The following is a 17,593-nucleotide window of genomic DNA, read 5'->3' as shown; positions in this document are numbered from 1 at the left end:
GGAGAACGTCGATGACGATCTTGCACAAGTCCTTCGTCGCTGCCGCGCTGTTTGCCGCGGGGGCCCTGGCATTGAGCGGCCCCGGTTTGGCGCAGACGGAGACGGCGTCGGAGGTGACCTCGGTCTACAAGCCATCCGTCGGCCAGTCGGGCAAGGACGTGGTGTGGGTGCCGACCTCGCAGGCACTGGTCGACCGCATGCTCGACATGGCCGAGCTGACGCCCAGGGACCATCTGGTCGACCTCGGGTCGGGCGATGGCCGGCTGGTGATCACCGCGGCCAAGCGTGGCGCCACGGCGCGCGGCATCGAGTTCAATCCGGATCTGGTGGCGCTGTCGCGCCGGACCGCGCAGGCCGAGGGCGTCGGCAATCGCGCCCGCTTCGACCAGGGCGACATCTTCAAGTCGGATTTCTCGAACGCGACCGTGGTCACGCTGTTCCTGCTGCCGGACCTGAACCTGCGGCTGCGTCCGACCTTGCTCAACATGAAGCCGGGCACGCGCGTGGTCTCCAATACCTTCACGATGGACGATTGGGAGCCGGACGAGACCGCGCAGGTCACGCAGGGCTGCGCGGGCCACTGCACCGCCTACAAGTGGGTGATTCCGGCCAAGGTGCAAGGCAGCTGGCGCATGGGGGACAAGCAGCTGGTGCTGACGCAGAAGTACCAGATGATCGAAGGGACGCTGCGCGAGGAAGGCGCGACGACGCCGATCAGCGAAGGCCGCATCGACGGTACGAAGATCTCGTTCGTCGCCGGCCAGCAGCGCTATACCGGCGAGATCAGCGGCAAGACCATGCAGGGCACGGTCGAGGGAGGAGGGCGCTGGAGCGCGACGATGACGCGTTGATCTCGATGTGGGCGCCCATCCCGCGCCCCGTTGTGGTTCAGCGGTTTGCCGGTTTGCCGTCCAGCCCTTGCAGCAGCGCCTTGTGGAACTGCGCCGGCGATTCGACCTGCGGCGAATGGCCCAGCTCCGGGAACGCCACCAGCGTCGCGTTCGGAATCGCGCGCGCGGCGCTTTGTCCCAGCACGGGATAGTTGCCCAGCTTGGTGGCGATCTCGGGGGCGGCCCGGTTCGCGCCGGGCGCGGTGCGGTCCTTCTCGCCGATCATCAGCAGCGTCGGCACGGCGATCCGCGAAAACTCGTGGACGACGGGCTGCGTGAACAGCATCTCCGAGGTCTGCGCCTGGTTCCAGGCCACCTGCTGCTTGCCCGGACCGGCGTACATGCCGGCCTGCATCGCGACCCAGCGGTCGTATTCGGGGCGCCACTTGCCGTTGTAGTAGAAGCGCAGCTGATAGGCCTTGATCGAGTCGAAGCTGGTCTTGAGCTCGCCCTGATAGAGCTGATCGACGCTGGCATAGGGAACGCCCTCGGCCTGCCAGTCTTCGAGCCCGATCGGATTGACCAGCACCAGCTGCTCCACCGACTTCGGATACTGCAGCGCGAAGCGCGCGGCCAGCATGCCGCCCATCGAATGGCCGATCACGGTGGCACGGGTCACGCCGCGCGATTGCAGCAGCGCCTGCGTATTGGCCGCGAGCTGCGCGAAGCTGAACTGGTAGCCGCGGGGTTTGGTGGACGCGCAAAAGCCGATCTGGTCCGGCGCGATCACCCGGTAGCCGGCATTGGCCAGCGTGTCGATGGTGGCTTCCCACGTCGCGCCGCAGAAATTCTTGCCGTGCAGCAGCACCGCGGTGCGGCCGTTCGGCTTGCCCTTCGGTGCAACATCCATGAAGGCCATCGACAGCTCCTGCTGCTGCGACTGGAAGGTGAAGCGCTGGATCGGGTGGGGGTAGGGGAAGCCTTCGAGTTGCGGGCCGTAGGGGCGCACTGATGGTGCGGGGGCGGCTGCCGCGGGTTCGGCGGCGGCGGCCGTTGTCGCGGCGGCGGTCAGGGCGAGCGACATGGCAAACGTGGACAGGGGCAACAGGCGAGTCGAAGTCGTTTTCATGCGGGGCTCCCAGGTGGGACGAATTGCAGTGAGGAAACGGACTCGATGTGACCGTGGGGTAACAATAAAGTTCAGGGGATGCGAGGCGCTTGCGGAGATTGCGTGCGCCGGTCGCCCTCTCCCCAACCCTCTCCCGCAAGCGGGAGAGGGAGCCCGCGCGTCGGCAGCGCGACCCGCTTCGCTATCCCGCAGGCAGCACGACCGCGATGACCGCTGCCTGTTCCGGCACCGCCGCCGCGACGACCCGCTCCCGTTTCCCATGGACATCACCGCCGCGATGATGCGCTCCCCTCTCCCGCTTGCGGGAGAGGGGCTGGGGGAGAGGGCGGCGGCGGTCGCACAGCGGCAACGATTGCCATCCCTCACCCAAACGCCAACATCCTCCCCGCCAGCATCACCGCCGCCCAAAGCCCCAACGACAGCAATCCCGCCAGCCGGCCATGGCTGCGATTCCGCCGCCGGCGCGACGCCAGATGCAGCGCCAGCGCATTCAGCGCCGCCGTAGCGATCAACGCCAGCTTGGCGCCGAACCACGGGTTCGACAGATACTCCCGCGCCGCCGGCGCAAACAGCAGCACCCCAGACAGCGCGGCCAGCGCGAAGCCCATCAGCGACAGCGGCACCAGCGTCCGCTGCAACGCCGCGTCATCGAGCCGCATCAATCCACCGGCGAGCCGCAGATCGACCACCGCGATGGTGCCGAACAGCAGCCCCATGCCCAGCAGATGCAGCCAGCTGACCAGCGGATAGGCCCAGGTCGATGCGCGCAGCGCCGTCACGGGCTGCCATGTCTCGACCGCGGCGAACAAGTCGTCCCACGCTTCCATGCCGCCGTCCCGCTCAGCCGCGCGGCGCGCCGCTGCATCCGGCCGGCAGCGCGACCGATTGCTGGCGCACGCCGGCGCCGTCCAGCACGATCAGCGCGGGCCGCGCGACATGGCGGTCGCTGCAGGACGGAAAACCGATCGCCTCGAGCCGGTCGCCCGGACGGGGCTCGCGCGGCATGCCCCATCGCTCCAGCCGGTTGATCGGCGCCAGGTCGAGCGTCCAGCGTCCCGGCGATGCCGGCGCGCGCACCGCGGCGAGCGTGTTGCCAAAGCCGAGCTCGGCCAGTTCCGGCGGCACCGGCAGCGCGTTCCAGTTGGCCGGCAGGGCCCTGGCGTCGACTTCGATGGTCACCTGCGGATGCGGGTTGCGCCAGGTCACCGACACCACGCGGCCAGAAAAATAGAGCGGCGCGGCGGTGTCGTAGTACCCCCACCCGTGATGCGCCCACGCCGGCCTTCCAGGCGTCATTGCCAGACCGCACAGTGCAATTGTTAGTGCGGTCGCCAATGCGACTGCCCGAGCCAATGCCACTATCTGCTTCATCGTTGCTTCCTTGCGAGCGAATGGATCGCGGCCAAGATAGCCCTCGCCAATCCATACATCAATCCGCCAAAATGGCATCGTTCGATACGCCACGAGGTATCAATGGAATTCCAGCAGCTCAAGCTTTTTCTCGCCGTTGCCGACGCGCTGCATTTCGGCCGGGCCGCGCAGCAGGTCGGCATGGCGCAGCCGCATCTCAGCCGGGCGATCGCCAGGCTCGAGCAGGAAGTCGGCGTGCGGCTGTTCGACCGTACCAGCCGCCGTGTCGCGCTGACGGCCGCCGGAGAGCGGCTGCGCGAGGAGGCGATCGCGCTGCTGCAGGCGGAGCGGCGGGCGCAGGAAGCCGCGCGGGCGGCGGGGCAGCAAAGGCGCCGCCGCCTGAGGATTGCCTATGTTTCCGCGGCGCTCTATCGGGCCTTGCCGGCCGCACTGCGCAGCCTGTCCGCGTCGACGGAGCCGGTAGAGTTCGCGCTGCACGAGGCGACCACCAACGAGCAGCTGGCGCTGATCGCCGCCGGCGAGATCGATCTGGGCATCGGCCACCCGCCATTCGACACGCATGCGCGCCTTGCCAGCGTGCTGCTGGCCAACGACCGCTTCGACGCGGTGCTGCCCGCCGACCACCGTCTGGCAACCCGCACGACGATCCGCATCGAAGAGCTGGCCGCCGAGCCGCTGGTGCTGTTCCCCGAGGCGCAGGGCCCGGCGCTCTATGCAGCGATCCGCGACCGCTGCCGCGTGGCCGGCCGCGTCATGCAACTGGCGGCCACCGCGCCGCGCCTGCACGGCCAGCTGTCGCTGGTCGCGGCCGGGCTCGGAATCGGCATCGCGCCGACGCAATCGCGCAGCCTGGCAGTGGCCGGCACGGTGCGCGTCCCGATCAAGCCCTATCCCGCGGCGCTGGTATTGCCGCTGGCGGCGCTGTACGACCCGCGCTCGCGCCATCCGGCCTTGCCGCCCGCGCTGGCGGCATTGCGGCGCGCCGTGACGACGCGCAGCGGCGGAACAGGGGACGGCAACAGAGCCGCCGCGGCGCGCTGACCGAGACGGCCGTGTTCCCGTCGGGCATATGCGAAGAACGGATAAGACCGAACGATTTGATTCGTTGACCGGCGCTGGACGGTCTCCTTAGCATCGACCCAGTCGATGCCAGCGCGTTTGCCGCGTTTGCATCGTGCCCTGATCCATTCCGAGTTTACGTACCAGACATGACCGTTTCCATCCAGGCGGCACTGCCCGCGCGTCCTCCCGTCGTGACGACACGCGCCGGCACCGGCTTCGAGATTCGTCCCTTCGACGCGCCGCTCGGGGCCGAGGTAGTCGGGCTGGACCTGTCGCAGCCGCTATCGGATGCGGACTTCGCCCGTATCCACCGTGCGCATCTGGACCACCACGTGCTGGTGTTTCGCGATCAGCGCATCACGCCCGACCAGCAGACCGCCTTCAGCCGGCGCTTCGGTCCGCTGCAGATCCACGTGCTGCACCAGTTCCAGCTGGCCGGTCATCCGGAGATCCTGATCGTCTCGAACGTGCTGAAGGACGGCAAGCCGATCGGTCTTGGCGATGCCGGCCATTTCTGGCATTCGGACCTGTCGTACAAGGAAAAGCCCAGCCTGGGCTCGCTATTGCACGCGCAAGAGCTGCCGGCGGAGGGAGGAGACACCCTGTTCGCCAACCAGCATCTGGCCTGGGAAACGCTGCCGGCGGAATTGAAGCGGGCGGTCGAGGGGCGCCAGGCCGAGCACACCTATCTGGCGCGCTATGCCGAGCTGCAGCAGCGCAGCCCGTGGCGGCCAAACCTGACCGCCGAGCAGATCGCGCAGGTCAAGCCGGTGCTGCAGCCGGTGGTTCGCACGCATCCGGAGACCGGCCGGCGCGCGCTGTTCGTCAGCGAGCATTTCACCACGCGCATCGTCGGCCTGCCCGAGGACGAAAGCCGCGCGCTGCTCGACGCGCTGTTCGCGCACAGCGTCAAGCCGGAGTTCGTCTATCGCCATCGCTGGCAGCCGCACGATCTGGTGTTCTGGGACAACCGGTCGCTGCTGCATCTGGCGGCCGGCTGTCCGGCCGACCAACGGCGCGTGATGTACCGCACCACGATCGAGGGCGACATCCCGTTCTGACGGCACGGACAACCCCGGGGCCGGTCCGAAGCGGCCCGCAGTGGCGGGATTGGCGAGCCTGATGGACCGCCTCCTGGCGGTCCGACTACCCCTTCGCAAGACAACCAGCATTTTCTCCGGAGCCCCACCATGGCAGCACCGTATCCCCGTTCGTCCCTGCTCAGCAAACTCGGCCGCCGCCTGATGGCCCTTGCCGTTGGCGCCAGCGTCGGCGCCGGCGCACTGGCGTTTGCCACACCGGCCCACGCCGAAGGCCAGATCCGCATCGCCGAGCAGTTCGGCGTGGTCTACCTGCTGCTGAACGTCGCCCGCGAACAGCAGCTGATCGAAAAGCAGGGGCAGAAGCAGGGCATTGACATCAAGGTCGAATGGACCCGGCTGTCGGGCGGCGCCGCCGTCAACGACGCGCTGCTGTCGGGCGCGATCGACGTGGGCGGCGCGGGCGTCGGCCCGCTGCTCACGCTGTGGGACCGCACCCGCGGCAAGCAGAACGTCAAGGGCATCGCCTCCCTCGGCAGCTTTCCGTACTACCTGGTCAGCAACAATCCGAAGGTCAAGACGCTGGCCGATTTCACCGACAAGGATCGCATCGCATTGCCGGCGGTCACGGTGTCGGTACAGGCGCGCGTGCTGCAGCTGGCCGCGGCGAAGCAGTGGGGCGACAAGGCCTTCAACCAGCTCGACAAGTGGACCGTGGCGATGCCGCATCCCGAGGCGGCGTCGGCTATCATCAACGGCGGCACCGAGGTCACCGCGCATTTCGCCAATCCGCCGTTCCAGGAGCAGGAACTGGCCGGCAATCCGAACGCGCATATCGTGCTCAATTCGTACGACGTGCTCGGCGGTCCCAGTTCGTCGACGGTGCTGTACGCGACCGAGAAATTCCGCAACGACAACCCGAAGACCTACCGCGCCTTCGTCGACGCGCTGGCCGAGGCGGCGCGCTTTGCCACCGCCAATCCCGAGGCCGCGGCCGACCTCTATATCCGGGCGAACAAGGCGAAGATCGACCGCACCCTGCTGGTTGGCATCCTGAAGAACCCGCAGGTGCAGTTCCGCATCGCGCCGCAGAACACCTTCGTGCTGGCCGAGTTCATGCATCGCGTCGGCGCAATCCGCAATCAGCCGAAGTCCTGGCAGGACTATTTCTTCGCCGATCCGGCCACCGCGCAAGGGAGCTGATCATGACCGCCACCGTCTCGCAACCGTTGCGCGTGGTCGGCGCCGCCGGCCAACGCGGCCCCCTGCTGCAGATCGACGACGTCTCGCTCGAGTATCGGACGCCGGAGCGCGTGGTGCGCGCCACGCACCGCGTCAGCTTCGATGTGCACGCCGGCGACCGCTTCGTGCTGCTTGGCCCCTCGGGCTGCGGCAAGTCGACGCTGCTGAAGGCGGTGGCGGGGTTCGTCCCGCCGATCGAGGGCGAGATCCGGCTCGATGGCGAACGCGTGCGCGCGCCGGGGCCGGATCGTATCGTCGTGTTCCAGGAATTCGACCAGCTGCCGCCGTGGAAGACGGTCAAGCAGAACGTGATGTTCCCGCTGATGCAGGCGCGCGGACTGCGCCGTGCCGAAGCGGCCGACGTGGCGCTGCACTACCTGGACAAGGTGGGCCTGGCCAACTTCGCGGACGCCTATCCGCATACACTGTCCGGCGGCATGAAACAGCGCGTGGCGATCGCGCGGGCGCTCGCGCTGCGGCCCAAGGTGCTGCTGATGGACGAACCGTTCGCGGCGCTCGACGCGCTGACCCGCCGGCGAATGCAGGAGGAATTGCTCGCGCTGTGGCAGGACGCGGCCTTCACGCTGCTGTTCGTCACCCATTCGATCGAGGAGGCGCTGGTGGTCGGCAACCGCATCCTGCTGCTGTCGCCGCATCCGGGCCGCGTACGCGCCGAGCTGAACAGCCATCAGTTCGATCTGCAAAGCCAGGGCAGCGTGGCCTTCCAGCAGACCGCGCAGCGCATCCATCGGCTGTTGTTCGATACGCCGGGGCCGGACGCCGCCGTCGACACTGACATCGCGGACGCCGCCGACATCCCGCCGCGTACCGCGCGGACACGCTGAAGGGGACAGCCATGACGACCATCGCCACTACGACAACGCAGTCCCTGCCGCCGCTGCGGCCCGAGTACGAACGCGAGCTCGAACCCTTCACCGCCACCGCGGTTGCGCGGGCGCTGCCGCTGCGCCAGCGGCTGTGGCAGAACAGCGGATTGCGTCGCGCCGTGATCCTTCTGGTACTGGCGGCGCTGTGGGAGACCGTCGCCCGGCTGCAGAACAATGATCTGCTGCTGCCGTCCTTCGTGGCGACCGCCCAGGCCTTCGTCGAAGGGCTGACGACCGGCGAGCTGCTGAGCAAGGCCGCGATCTCGCTGACGATCCTGCTGCAAGGCTATGCCGCCGGCATCGCGCTCGCCTTCGTGCTGACCACGCTGGCGGTCTCCACGACGGTCGGGCGCGACCTGCTCGATACGCTGACCGCGATGTTCAACCCGTTGCCGGCGATCGCCTTGCTGCCGCTCGCGCTGCTGTGGTTCGGCCTGGGCAGCGGCAGCCTGATCTTCGTGCTGATCCACTCGGTGCTGTGGCCGTTGGCGCTGAACACCTATGCGGGTTTTCGTGGCGTGCCGGAGACCTTGCGCATGACGGGACGCAACTATGGCCTGCGCGGGCTGCGCTATGTGCTGCTGATCCTGGTGCCGGCCGCGCTGCCGGCCATTGTGTCGGGCCTGAAGATCGGCTGGGCCTTCGCCTGGCGCACGCTGATCGCGGCCGAGCTGGTGTTCGGCGCGTCGTCGGGCAGGGGCGGCCTGGGCTGGTACATCTTCCAGAACCGCAACGAGCTCTATACCGACCGCGTGTTCGCGGGCCTGGCGATGGTGATCCTGATCGGCCTGCTGGTCGAAGGGCTGGTGTTCCGCACGCTGGAGGCCGCCACGGTGCGGCGCTGGGGCATGCAGCGCTAGCGCGGGATGTCCGGCCGCGGTGCTATTGCCGCGCGCCCGCCTTGACCAGGATTCGCTCGATATCGCGATAACCGCGCTGGCGGGCATGCTGCAGCGCGGTCACGCCCTTGCCGTCGGGGATATTGACATCGGCCTTGGCGTCGACCAGCAGGCGGACGATCTCGGTGTGGCTCGGTCCGCCATCGCCGAGAAGGATGGCCTCAAGCAAGGCCGTCCAATGCAGCCGGTTGATGTGATTGACGTCGACGCCGGCGGCGATCAGGATGCGCACGGTCTGCACATGCCCGCGCTCGGCCGCGGGAATCAGCGCCGTGCCGCCATAGCGGTTGGTGCTCTTCAGGTCGGCGCCATGCGTCAGCGTCATCTTCAGGATCTCGTTGTAACCCCGCGCGCCGGCATAGAGATAGGCGCTGTCCTGGATGCGATCCTTGGCATTGACGTTGGCGCCGGCGTCGATCAGTACCCTGGCGGCGTCGATATGGTTGCGGCGGGTCGCGATCAGCAGCGGCGTGGCGCCGCTGTCGTCCCGGGCCTCGAGGTTCGCCCCTTGCTTGAGCAGCAGCGCAATCTCGGCGGCATCGCCCTGGGCGGCCGCGGCCTGCAGGCGGGCGTCAAGTTTCGCGGGCCTCGCGCTCGCCGGGACAGTGATCAGCATGGCGATCAGGAACGCCAGATAAAGGGGGATGCGCGCTCGCAGCATTCTGTTTGGCAATGGCAGATCGATGACGGATCGACAAAAAGGCCGCGCCAATGGCTTCTCCGGCCTGACTCAGGGCGGCATCTTAAATGGTGCCCGATTGATTCCCAAGCGAAATCATCGAAAGGCGCTCAGTACCGCGGCGAATGCGATTCTCCACGCTGGCAGCGCGGCATCCATTGCGGGCCGGCGCGGATCGGGCTACCGTCGGTCCAGTACCCGGCGCACCGACGCGCGGGCGGCAAAGACAACGACAACAATGACAATGACGACAGCGAGGAGATCCCCATGCCGGAACCGATCGACTATGCGCAACTGGTGGCCGCCATCGGCGATGCCATCGTGATCGCCGATGCCCGCGGCGCCATTACGCTGTGGAATCCCGCGGCGCAGCGGATGTTCGGCTATACCGAGGCCGAGGCACTGGGCCAGTCGCTCGACCTGATCATTCCCGAGCGGCTGCGCGCGCGGCATTGGCAGGGCTACGACAAGACGATGGCCACCGGCATCACGCGCTACGGCAGCGAGCTGCTGAAGGTCCCGGCGATCGACAAGGACGGCAAGGCCATGTCGATCGCCTTCACCGTCGCGCTGCTGAAGGACGCGGCGGGTACCGTGACGGGGATCGTCGCGGTGATCCGCGACGAGACCGTCCGCTTCCAGCAGGAGCGGGCGCTGAAGAAGCGGCTCGCCGAGCTGGAGAGCCAGGTCGGCGAGCAGGCATAGAACGCGGCGCAGAAGGGGCTGGCGTTCCTATTGATCGAGCGGCGCGCCATCGATGGTCCGCCGCATCGACACCGGCCGATACAGCGGCGCGCGCCGTTGCTCGACATCGTCGACCAGCTCGATGCCGATGCCCGGCGCGTCCGGCACCGCGATAAAGCCGTTCTCCGGTACCGGATAGCGCTTGACCAGATCGGCGCCCAGCAGCTTCTGGCCAGATTTCAGTACCAGGTTCTCGAAGCCGGTCGGATATTCCTGGATCGCGAAGTTCGGTACTGCCGCGGCGACCTGCATGCAGGCGGCCAGGCTGATCGGCGACAGTGGATTGTGCGGGGCGATATCGACGTTCTGCGCCTCCGCCAGCGCGGCGATTTTCTTCGCGCCGGTGATGCCGCCGCAGACGCAGACCGAGGTCCGCGCGAAACGCACGCCGCCGCCGGCCAGCTGCAGATGGAACTCGGCCGGCGTGCAGAAGCGCTCGCCGGTGGCGATCGGCACGCGGATGGCATGGCCGACCGTCGTCATCTGCGGATAGAACTCGGGCCGAAGCGGGTCCTCCAGCCACATCGGCGTCAGCGGCTCCAGGACTTGCCCGATGGCGATGGCCTCGGCCGGGCTCAGGCGCCGATGCATCTCGATCAGCAGATCGACATCCGGACCGACCGCCTCGCGAAACGCCATCACGCGTTCCCTGGCGTCGCGTACCTTGCCGGCATGCGAGCGGAAATAAGCGTCGCCCTCCGGTTCGTCGAGGAAGGGGTTGATATGCCCGACCGCGGTAAAGCCTTCCGCGCGCAGCCGGCGGCAATCGGCCAGCACCTCGTCCAGCGTTTCGGCATAGACATGGCCGTAGACGCGCAGCTTGTCGCGATAGCCGCCGCCCAGCAATTGCCAGACCGGTGCCTGCAGCCGCTTGCCGAGCAGGTCCCACAGCGCGATATCGATGGCCGATACCGCGGCGTTGACTGCCGTGCCGCGAAAATGCGAGAAGCGCTGCATCACGTTCCAGTGCAGCTCGATCTGGTTCGCGTCCTTGCCGATCAGGTACTGGCCGAATTTTTCCAGCGCGGCCTTGGCGGCCTCGATATGGCCCCAGGAACCGGCCTCGCCATAGCCGGTCAGGCCGGCCTCGGTACGGATGCGGGCATAGAGGAATTGCCCGACATGCAGGGCTTCGACGGAGGTAATGCGATGGATGGGCTTGTTCATGTCGATTCGATGGGTTCGATCAATCGAGCTTGATGCCCGACTGGCGGATCAGGTCGCCCCAGCGGCGGGTTTCGCTGGCAATGCGCTTGCCGAAGGCTTCCGGACCGGCACCGACCGGATCGGCACCCGCGGCCGACAGCTTTTCGCGGATCGCGGGCTGCTGCAGCATCTTCTGCAGTTCGGCATTGAGCTTGTTGACGATCTCGGGCGGCGTGCCATGCGGCGCGGCCAGTCCGAACCAGATGCTGAACTGGAAGCCCGGCAGGCCGGCCTCTGCGGCGGTCGGCACATCGGGCAGCGTCGGGACGCGGCGCGGTCCCGCCACGGCCAGCGCGCGGATCTTGCCGCTGACCACGTGCGGCGCGATGGTGGGCGCGGCCGAGCTGAGCATCTGGATCTGCCCGGCCATCAGGTCCGTGATCGCCGGGCCCGATCCCTTGTAGGGGACATGCGTGACCGGAATGCCTGATACCTGCTTGAACAGCTCGCCGGCGATATGCGGGCCGCTGCCGGCGCCGCCGGAGCCGTAGTTCAGCGCATTCGGGTGCGCCTTGCCGTAGGCCAGCAGGTCCTTGAGGGTGCGTACCGGCAGCGACGGCGTGACGGCCAGCACTACCGGCGTTTCCGCGATCAGCGTGACCGGCGTCAGGTCCTTGACCGGGGCGTACTTCAGGTTCGAGAACAGCGCCGGCGTCGCCGTCTGGCCGACCTCGTTGGCCAGCAGCGTATAGCCGTCGGGCGCGGCCTTGGCCACCATGCCGGCGGCGATGGTGCCGCTGGCGCCTGGGCGGTTGTCCACCACGAAGCTCTTGCCCAGCGACTCGGACAGATACTGCGCGGCCAGCCGCGCGACGATATCGGTGGTGCCGCCGGGGGAGTACGGCACGACGATGGTCACGGGGCGGGTCGGATACGCGGTCTGCGCGATGGCGGCGCCGCAGGCCGCGGCCAGCGTCAGCGCGCCAAGCAGGCGCGCGGCGGTGGAAGGACGGTTCATGGGATGTCTCCTCGGTCGTTCCGGCCTTGCGCATGGTCGCGGCCGGTTATTGGCGCTGCATCGATACGGGGGCGAAATCGGCGGTGAATTCGCGATGCCATCGCCGATGCCATTGCGGATGCAGATCGATGGTGACTGTAGGGACTCGATAAACCGTTGGGAATCAAATTCTGTAGTGTTATTTCTATGTTCTATATAGAATTCGCGGATGACCGCCATCGATCTGAGCCCGGCCTTTGTTCGTCTTGCCCGGCATATCCGCGAACGCATCATCGGAGGGGAATGGCTGCCCGGCCAATTGCTGCCCGGCGAAGAGGCGCTCGCGCGTGAGCTGAAAGTCAGCGTCGGCACCGTGCGCAAGGCGTTCGATGTCCTCAGCGGCCAGGGCCTGGTCACGCGTCATCGCGGCCGCGGCACCTTCGTCGCGCGCGCCACCGACGAGCGCGCCTTCACCAGCTTCTTTCGCCTGGTCGATCGCGCCGATGGCGCGCGGCGGCTGCCGGTCGATACCATCCTGAGCCGCGAACGGGCCAGCGCCGACGAAGAGGAAAGGGCGGCGCTGAGGCTGCAGGACGATGCGATGGTCTACCGGCTGCGGCGCCGCCGGGACATCGACGGCAAGCCGCTGGTGCTCGAAACCATTGCCTTCCCGTTTGCCCGCGTCGGCGCTCGGGAGTGGGGCGAGGACGGCGCCGCCGCGCATCTGGTCTATTCGTTTCTCGAGCAGCAGTGCGGCGTATCGATCAGCCGCGTCGAGGATCGACTGCAGGCGCGCGTATTGTCGCAAAGCATGGCCGATCCATTCGGTTTGCCGGCCGGACATCCGGTATTGCTGGCGATTCGCGTGGCATTCGATCTGCAAGGCGCCCCGGTCGAATTCCGGCGCACCTGGATGGCCACCGATGGTCACGACTACCTGAGCGAATTGCGCTGGACCGGCGCGGGCGGATAACGCCATTGCCAACAAGACCATTGCGGATGACACCATCCCATACGACAACACCGTGGTACCCATGACCAAGCTGATCGATTTTCGTACCGAGCCCATTCCCAAGCATGACAATCCGCGTCCCGAGCGCCTGGTGCGTGGCAATCCGGATCGCACCACGTGGACGCATTACAGCGCGACGCATGGCGATTTCGATTGCGGCATCTGGGCCTGCGAGCCCGGGGCGTGGCGTATTGCGTTTCCACAGGGCAAGGAAGAGTTCTTCCATGTGATAAGCGGCCGCCTGCGCATCAGCGATGCCGCGGGCGAGGCCCGCGAATTCGGTCCCGGCGATGCCTGCGTGATTCCCGCCGGATTCGAAGGCGTATTCGAGGTGATCGAGCCGGTGCGGAAATATTTCGTGGTGCTGGATCGGGCGGCAGCGAAAGGGAATTAGGCAATATTTCACCGGACGCCACCCCGATCGCAAAGCGAAGCTAAAATGTCCCGCCATGTAGCCGCAGCATAACGATGGAGACAACGATGAGACTCGCGGGCAAAGTGGCGGTGGTGACCGGTGGTGGTTCGGGCTTTGGCGAAGGCATCGCCAATCTGTTTGCGCGGGAAGGCGCGCGCGTGGTGGTGGCCGATATCGACGAGGCCAAGGCTACGGAAGTGGCGCAGTCGATCGAGCAGGCCGGCGGTCAGGCCCGTGCCGTGCGCGCCGACGTCTCGAAGGGCAGCGATGTCGAGGCGATGCGCGAGGTCGCGCTGGCCGCATTCGGCGATGTCGGCATCGTCGTCAACAATGCCGGCACCACGCATCGCAACAAACCCATTCTGGAAATCACCGAAGACGAATTCGATCGCGTGCAGGCCGTCAACGTCAAAAGCGTGTATTGGACCGCGCGCCATTTCATTCCGCATTTTCGCCAGCGCGGCGGCGGCGTGTTCGTCAATATCGCGTCGACCGCGGCGATCCGGCCGCGCCCCGGGCTAGTCTGGTACAACGCCAGCAAGGGCGCCGTGGTGACCGCCAGCAAGGCGATGGCCGCCGAGCTCGGCCCCGACAATATCCGCGTCAATTGCGTCAATCCTGTGATCGGCGCCACCGGCCTGCTCGAACAGTTCATGGGCAAGCCCGACACACCCGAGAATCGCGCGTCCTTCCTCGCCACGATTCCGATGGGCCGCATGTCCACTCCCGCCGATATCGCCGCGGCCTGCCTCTACCTCGCGTCGGACGAAGCGGCCTTTGTCACCGGCACCTGCATCGAGGTGGACGGCGGCCGCTGCGTCTGACCGCTTCGCACACCGCACGGGCCGCCCACGAGGCGGCCCGCTTGCATCGCCAATGGCGGCATCACCGTCGCCACCCCGTCAAGCATGACAACCATCAGGAGACAGCCATGAGTTCCACGAATGCTGGATTCGAAGACGCGATCTACCGCAAGGTCAGCTGGCGCCTCGTTCCCTTTCTGTTGCTGTGCTATGTGGTCGCGTATCTGGATCGCGTCAATGTCGGCTTCGCCAAGCTGCAGATGCTCAACGACCTGAAATTCAGCGAAACGGTCTATGGGCTCGGCGCCGGCGTCTTCTTTATCGGCTACTTCCTGTTCGAAGTGCCGAGCAACGTGATCCTGCACAAGGTCGGCGCGCGGGTCTGGATCGCGCGGATCATGATCACGTGGGGCCTGATCTCGGCGGCGATGATGTTCGTCACCACGCCGACGATGTTCTACGTGCTGCGTTTCCTGCTGGGCGTTGCAGAAGCCGGCTTCTTCCCCGGCATCATCCTGTACCTGACCTACTGGTATCCCGCCGAACGGCGCGGGCGCACGACCACGTGGTTCATGACCGCGGTCGCGCTGTCAGGGGTGATCGGCGGCCCGCTGTCCGGCTGGATCATGCAGACGTTCGATGGCCACAACGGCTGGGCCGGCTGGCAATGGATGTTCCTGCTCGAAGGCATTCCGTCGGTGCTGGTCGGACTGTGGGTGCTGGCCTTCCTCGACGACCGGATCAGCCATTCCAGGTGGCTGACCGCCGAGGAAAAGGCCGTGCTCGAGCGCAACATCGCCGCGGAAACGGCGCACAAGGAGGACATGCCGATCCGGCGCGTGCTGTCGAGCCCGCGCGTCTGGATGATGAGCGCGATCTACTTCAGCTTCGTGATGGGGCTGTACGGCATCAGCTTCTGGCTGCCGACCATCATCCGCCAGACCGGCGTCAAGGGCGCGCTGGACATCGGCCTGCTGACCGCCATTCCTTACGGCGTCGCCGTGCTCGGCATGGTGCTGGTGGCACGCAGCGCCGACCGCACGGGCGAACGCCGCTGGCACATCGCCATTCCGGCCATCGCCGGTGCCATCGGACTGGTGCTGTCGGTGCTGTGGCACGACCGCACGGTGCTGGCGATGGTCGGCCTGACGCTGGCGACGATCGGCATCATGACCACGCTGCCGCTGTTCTGGAGCCTGCCGACCGCTTTCCTCGCCGGCACCGGCGCGGCTGCCGGCATCGCGATGATCAATTCGCTGGGCAATCTGGCCGGCTTTATCAGCCCCTATGCCGTGGGCTGGCTGAAGGACCTGACGCAGAGCACCAATGCCGGCATGTATCTGCTGGCCGGCTGCCTGGTCGCCGGTGCGGTGCTGACGCTGCTGGTGCCCGCGCGACTGGTCTCGCGGCAGCAGGGCGCGACGCAATACGGCGGCGCGCTGGGGACAACGCGATAAGGGCGCAGGCGGTCCGTCCGCACGGATCGCAGGTGTGCGTGCTTCGGACGCGCGGCCCGCGCCTGCGTGAATCCGTACGGCCGCCACCGCAAAGGCGAACGCCAGCACGACGAGCATGCTGCCCGCCCACGGCGCATTCAGCAGTTCGCCCCGGTCGACGATCACGCCGCCTGCCGCGGCGCCCACGGCCACGCCGGCATGCATTGCCGCGACATTGATACCGACGCGGATATCGGCGTTGCCGGGGGCCGTCTGCACCAGGAAATTCTGCACGATGGGCGAGATCGACCAGCTGATCGCACCCCACACGACCATTGCCGGCAGCAGCAACCAGGGCGAAGCCGCGGCGGGCGCCAGCGCCGCCATGGCGATGCTGAACGCGGCGGGGCATGCGATCAACGCGCGCGCGCTGCCGAGGCGGTCCGAACACCAGCCTCCGAGCCAGGCACCGACGACGCCGGCCACGCCGAACAGCAGGTAGGCGGCCGTCAGTACCGAGGGGTCGCGGCTCAGGTTTGCCTGAAGGTAGGGCGTCAGATAGGCGAACAGCGTGAAATGCCCGCCGATCATCGCCACCGATACCAGCTGGGCGCTCAGTGCCTGCCGATCGGCGAGCTCGCGCCAATAGGCGCGCAGCGATGTGCTCCGCTCCATCGGCGATGGCGGCATGGCCATCCACAGCAGCGCGCCGGGCAGCAGCGACAGCGCCGCCAGCGTGGCGAACACCGCGCGCCAGCCTGCCCACTGATCGAGCAGCATGCCCGCCGGTACGCCGAGGACCAGCGATCCGCTGATGCCGACGAACACCATACCGATGGCACGGCCTTGCCGATGAGGACCGGCGAGCGAGGTGGCGAGCATGACCGCCAACTGGATCACCAGCGCGCAGCTGCCGGCCATCAGTACGCGGGCGCCGAAGAGGGCAGTGTAGTTGGGGCTCGCCGCGGCGATCGCATTGCTCGTTGCGAACACGGCCAGCGCGATCAACAGCAGCGTCCTGCGATCGCCGCGCCCGAGCAGCGCCGACGAGAGGAAGGCCACGGTCGCAAAGACGGCCGAGAATATGGTGGTCAGTTGTCCCGCGGATGCCACGGAAACGCCGAGATCACCGGCAATGGACGGCAGGATGCCGATGCAGATGTTTTCGGCAATGCCCGCCAGGAATACCGTCGCCGTCAGCAGATAGACGCGCTTGTCCAAGATCGCCTCCCGTCGTACATGGGGCCACGGCTTGCATGCCGGGCCGGGTTCGGCGGGTTTCGAGGCGGTGCTTCGGTTATCCCTGAAGGCGCAACCATACGTCAGCCGCAGCGGCGGCGCAAGCGCACCGTCCCTTCGTCTGCGGCAATAATGTCGGCGAAGTGGCGACCGATGGCGACCGTAAATGGCGACCGAAAATCGCGACCGAAAATCGCGACCGTATGCGGCAGCCACCCCACACACCATCCCGCACCCACTCGGAGGTCAATCGAGATGATCGTCAAACATGCGGCCGCACTCGCGGTTCTCGCCGGCGCATGCCAGTTCGCCAATGCCGCGGACTGCATGGAGCAGGCTGTCACCACCGTACAGATGCAGTCCTGCGCCCAGGAAACGTTCGATGCGGCCAACGCGGAATATGCACAGGAGTACCGCAAGCTGACCAAGGTGCTGAACGCCAGGGAGCGGCAGCAGTTGAACGCTTCGCAGAAGAGTTTTCTCGAATACCAGCGCCGCGCCTGCGAGCTGGAAACGGGGCGAACGGCCGGCGGCTCGATTGGCGGCGTTGCCGTGCAGCTATGCCAGGCGCGCTTGACGCAGTGGCGCACCGGCGAGCTGAAGCGTCTGACGGATTGCCAGGAGGGTGACGTCAGCTGCCGCCGGCCCTGATGCGGTCGCAG

At 67.1% G+C, this 17,593-nt stretch carries 18 protein-coding genes and 1 pseudogene; 12 read left to right on the top strand and 7 right to left on the bottom strand.

Annotation, left to right across the window (positions count from 1 at the left end):
• The first annotated feature begins 11 nt into the window (after positions 1-11).
• Positions 12-851 (top strand): class I SAM-dependent methyltransferase, encoded by an 840-nt coding sequence (locus tag LRR16_RS06715; RefSeq protein WP_232205260.1) that lies wholly within the window; start codon positions 12-14, stop codon positions 849-851.
• Positions 852-888: 37 nt separating this feature from the next.
• Here LRR16_RS06715 and LRR16_RS06710 read toward each other — a convergent pair whose 3' ends face one another.
• The 3 genes from LRR16_RS06710 to LRR16_RS06700 all read right to left on the bottom strand — a co-directional run bounded on the left by LRR16_RS06710 (position 889) and on the right by LRR16_RS06700 (position 3,255).
• Positions 889-1,959, bottom strand: a complete 1,071-nt coding sequence (locus LRR16_RS06710; protein WP_232205259.1) for an alpha/beta fold hydrolase — start codon at positions 1,957-1,959, stop codon at positions 889-891.
• Positions 1,960-2,321: 362 nt separating this feature from the next.
• Positions 2,322-2,786 carry a hypothetical protein gene (locus LRR16_RS06705; protein ID WP_006578636.1) on the bottom strand — a complete coding sequence of 155 codons (465 nt, stop codon included), beginning with the start codon at positions 2,784-2,786 and terminating at the stop codon, positions 2,322-2,324.
• Between the two features lie 13 nt (positions 2,787-2,799).
• Positions 2,800-3,255, bottom strand: a complete 456-nt coding sequence (locus LRR16_RS06700; protein WP_232205258.1) for a DUF6152 family protein — start codon at positions 3,253-3,255, stop codon at positions 2,800-2,802.
• Positions 3,256-3,432: 177 nt separating this feature from the next.
• Here LRR16_RS06700 and LRR16_RS06695 point away from each other — a divergent pair, with 177 nt between their 5' ends.
• The 5 genes from LRR16_RS06695 to LRR16_RS06675 all read left to right on the top strand — a co-directional run bounded on the left by LRR16_RS06695 (position 3,433) and on the right by LRR16_RS06675 (position 8,421).
• Positions 3,433-4,371 (top strand): LysR family transcriptional regulator, encoded by a 939-nt coding sequence (locus LRR16_RS06695; protein WP_053823853.1) that lies wholly within the window; start codon positions 3,433-3,435, stop codon positions 4,369-4,371.
• A gap of 167 nt (positions 4,372-4,538) precedes the next feature.
• The gene (locus LRR16_RS06690; protein WP_232205257.1) at positions 4,539-5,453 is read left to right on the top strand and encodes a TauD/TfdA family dioxygenase; all 915 of its coding nucleotides are present in this window, start codon (positions 4,539-4,541) and stop codon (positions 5,451-5,453) included.
• A gap of 129 nt (positions 5,454-5,582) precedes the next feature.
• Entirely contained in the window at positions 5,583-6,635 is a 1,053-nt protein-coding gene (locus LRR16_RS06685; RefSeq protein ID WP_370646762.1) for an ABC transporter substrate-binding protein, read from the top strand.
• 2 nt (positions 6,636-6,637) lie between these two features.
• Positions 6,638-7,519: an ABC transporter ATP-binding protein gene (locus LRR16_RS06680; RefSeq protein ID WP_232205256.1), complete on the top strand. Its 882-nt coding sequence runs from the start codon at positions 6,638-6,640 to the stop codon at positions 7,517-7,519.
• A gap of 11 nt (positions 7,520-7,530) precedes the next feature.
• Positions 7,531-8,421, top strand: a complete 891-nt coding sequence (locus LRR16_RS06675) for an ABC transporter permease (RefSeq protein ID WP_023263905.1) — start codon at positions 7,531-7,533, stop codon at positions 8,419-8,421.
• 22 nt (positions 8,422-8,443) lie between these two features.
• Here LRR16_RS06675 and LRR16_RS06670 read toward each other — a convergent pair whose 3' ends face one another.
• The gene (locus LRR16_RS06670) at positions 8,444-9,121 is read right to left on the bottom strand and encodes an ankyrin repeat domain-containing protein (RefSeq protein ID WP_023263904.1); all 678 of its coding nucleotides are present in this window, start codon (positions 9,119-9,121) and stop codon (positions 8,444-8,446) included.
• A gap of 285 nt (positions 9,122-9,406) precedes the next feature.
• Between LRR16_RS06670 and LRR16_RS06665 the strand changes: the two genes are divergently transcribed.
• Positions 9,407-9,844 carry a PAS domain S-box protein gene (locus LRR16_RS06665; protein WP_232205255.1) on the top strand — a complete coding sequence of 146 codons (438 nt, stop codon included), beginning with the start codon at positions 9,407-9,409 and terminating at the stop codon, positions 9,842-9,844.
• A 27-nt stretch (positions 9,845-9,871) separates the two neighbouring features.
• On the opposite strand, the gene LRR16_RS06660 is transcribed toward LRR16_RS06665, so the two are convergent.
• Positions 9,872-11,050: a mandelate racemase/muconate lactonizing enzyme family protein gene (locus tag LRR16_RS06660; RefSeq protein WP_064575376.1), complete on the bottom strand. Its 1,179-nt coding sequence runs from the start codon at positions 11,048-11,050 to the stop codon at positions 9,872-9,874.
• 19 nt (positions 11,051-11,069) lie between these two features.
• On the bottom strand, positions 11,070-12,047 hold the full coding sequence (locus LRR16_RS06655; RefSeq protein WP_232205254.1) for a tripartite tricarboxylate transporter substrate binding protein: 978 nt from the start codon (positions 12,045-12,047) through the stop codon (positions 11,070-11,072).
• A gap of 208 nt (positions 12,048-12,255) precedes the next feature.
• Between LRR16_RS06655 and LRR16_RS06650 the strand changes: the two genes are divergently transcribed.
• From LRR16_RS06650 to LRR16_RS06635, 4 genes are all read left to right on the top strand, one after another.
• Entirely contained in the window at positions 12,256-12,999 is a 744-nt protein-coding gene (locus LRR16_RS06650; RefSeq protein ID WP_232205253.1) for a GntR family transcriptional regulator, read from the top strand.
• A 61-nt stretch (positions 13,000-13,060) separates the two neighbouring features.
• Positions 13,061-13,432, top strand: a complete 372-nt coding sequence (locus LRR16_RS06645; protein ID WP_232205252.1) for a cupin domain-containing protein — start codon at positions 13,061-13,063, stop codon at positions 13,430-13,432.
• Between the two features lie 86 nt (positions 13,433-13,518).
• On the top strand, positions 13,519-14,277 hold the full coding sequence (locus LRR16_RS06640) for a glucose 1-dehydrogenase (protein ID WP_064575370.1): 759 nt from the start codon (positions 13,519-13,521) through the stop codon (positions 14,275-14,277).
• Positions 14,278-14,384: 107 nt separating this feature from the next.
• Positions 14,385-15,713 carry an MFS transporter gene (locus tag LRR16_RS06635; protein ID WP_232205251.1) on the top strand — a complete coding sequence of 443 codons (1,329 nt, stop codon included), beginning with the start codon at positions 14,385-14,387 and terminating at the stop codon, positions 15,711-15,713.
• 300 nt (positions 15,714-16,013) lie between these two features.
• Here the strand turns inward: LRR16_RS06635 and LRR16_RS06630 are convergent.
• Positions 16,014-17,159, bottom strand: a pseudogene (locus tag LRR16_RS06630) (MFS transporter); the annotation flags it as partial.
• Here LRR16_RS06630 and LRR16_RS24495 point away from each other — a divergent pair.
• Positions 17,064-17,582 (top strand): lysozyme inhibitor LprI family protein, encoded by a 519-nt coding sequence (locus LRR16_RS24495; protein ID WP_370646765.1) that lies wholly within the window; start codon positions 17,064-17,066, stop codon positions 17,580-17,582. The pseudogene LRR16_RS06630 and the gene LRR16_RS24495 overlap by 96 nt on opposite strands.
• Positions 17,583-17,593 lie beyond the last annotated feature (11 nt).

It is taken from the genome of Cupriavidus sp. UGS-1 (assembly GCF_021213615.1).
Lineage (GTDB): Bacteria > Pseudomonadota > Gammaproteobacteria > Burkholderiales > Burkholderiaceae > Cupriavidus.
This window is presented reverse-complemented; position numbering and strand designations above follow the sequence as displayed.

Coding starts and splice junctions, on each gene's coding strand:
- LRR16_RS06715 (WP_232205260.1), top strand. CDS start 12: ATGACGATCTTGCACAAGTCCTTCGTCGCTGCCGCGCTGTTTGCCGCG.
- LRR16_RS06710 (WP_232205259.1), bottom strand. CDS start 1,959: ATGAAAACGACTTCGACTCGCCTGTTGCCCCTGTCCACGTTTGCCATG.
- LRR16_RS06705 (WP_006578636.1), bottom strand. CDS start 2,786: ATGGAAGCGTGGGACGACTTGTTCGCCGCGGTCGAGACATGGCAGCCC.
- LRR16_RS06700 (WP_232205258.1), bottom strand. CDS start 3,255: ATGACGCCTGGAAGGCCGGCGTGGGCGCATCACGGGTGGGGGTACTAC.
- LRR16_RS06695 (WP_053823853.1), top strand. CDS start 3,433: ATGGAATTCCAGCAGCTCAAGCTTTTTCTCGCCGTTGCCGACGCGCTG.
- LRR16_RS06690 (WP_232205257.1), top strand. CDS start 4,539: ATGACCGTTTCCATCCAGGCGGCACTGCCCGCGCGTCCTCCCGTCGTG.
- LRR16_RS06685 (WP_370646762.1), top strand. CDS start 5,583: ATGGCAGCACCGTATCCCCGTTCGTCCCTGCTCAGCAAACTCGGCCGC.
- LRR16_RS06680 (WP_232205256.1), top strand. CDS start 6,638: ATGACCGCCACCGTCTCGCAACCGTTGCGCGTGGTCGGCGCCGCCGGC.
- LRR16_RS06675 (WP_023263905.1), top strand. CDS start 7,531: ATGACGACCATCGCCACTACGACAACGCAGTCCCTGCCGCCGCTGCGG.
- LRR16_RS06670 (WP_023263904.1), bottom strand. CDS start 9,121: ATGCTGCGAGCGCGCATCCCCCTTTATCTGGCGTTCCTGATCGCCATG.
- LRR16_RS06665 (WP_232205255.1), top strand. CDS start 9,407: ATGCCGGAACCGATCGACTATGCGCAACTGGTGGCCGCCATCGGCGAT.
- LRR16_RS06660 (WP_064575376.1), bottom strand. CDS start 11,050: ATGAACAAGCCCATCCATCGCATTACCTCCGTCGAAGCCCTGCATGTC.
- LRR16_RS06655 (WP_232205254.1), bottom strand. CDS start 12,047: ATGAACCGTCCTTCCACCGCCGCGCGCCTGCTTGGCGCGCTGACGCTG.
- LRR16_RS06650 (WP_232205253.1), top strand. CDS start 12,256: ATGACCGCCATCGATCTGAGCCCGGCCTTTGTTCGTCTTGCCCGGCAT.
- LRR16_RS06645 (WP_232205252.1), top strand. CDS start 13,061: ATGACCAAGCTGATCGATTTTCGTACCGAGCCCATTCCCAAGCATGAC.
- LRR16_RS06640 (WP_064575370.1), top strand. CDS start 13,519: ATGAGACTCGCGGGCAAAGTGGCGGTGGTGACCGGTGGTGGTTCGGGC.
- LRR16_RS06635 (WP_232205251.1), top strand. CDS start 14,385: ATGAGTTCCACGAATGCTGGATTCGAAGACGCGATCTACCGCAAGGTC.
- LRR16_RS24495 (WP_370646765.1), top strand. CDS start 17,064: ATGTCGGCGAAGTGGCGACCGATGGCGACCGTAAATGGCGACCGAAAA.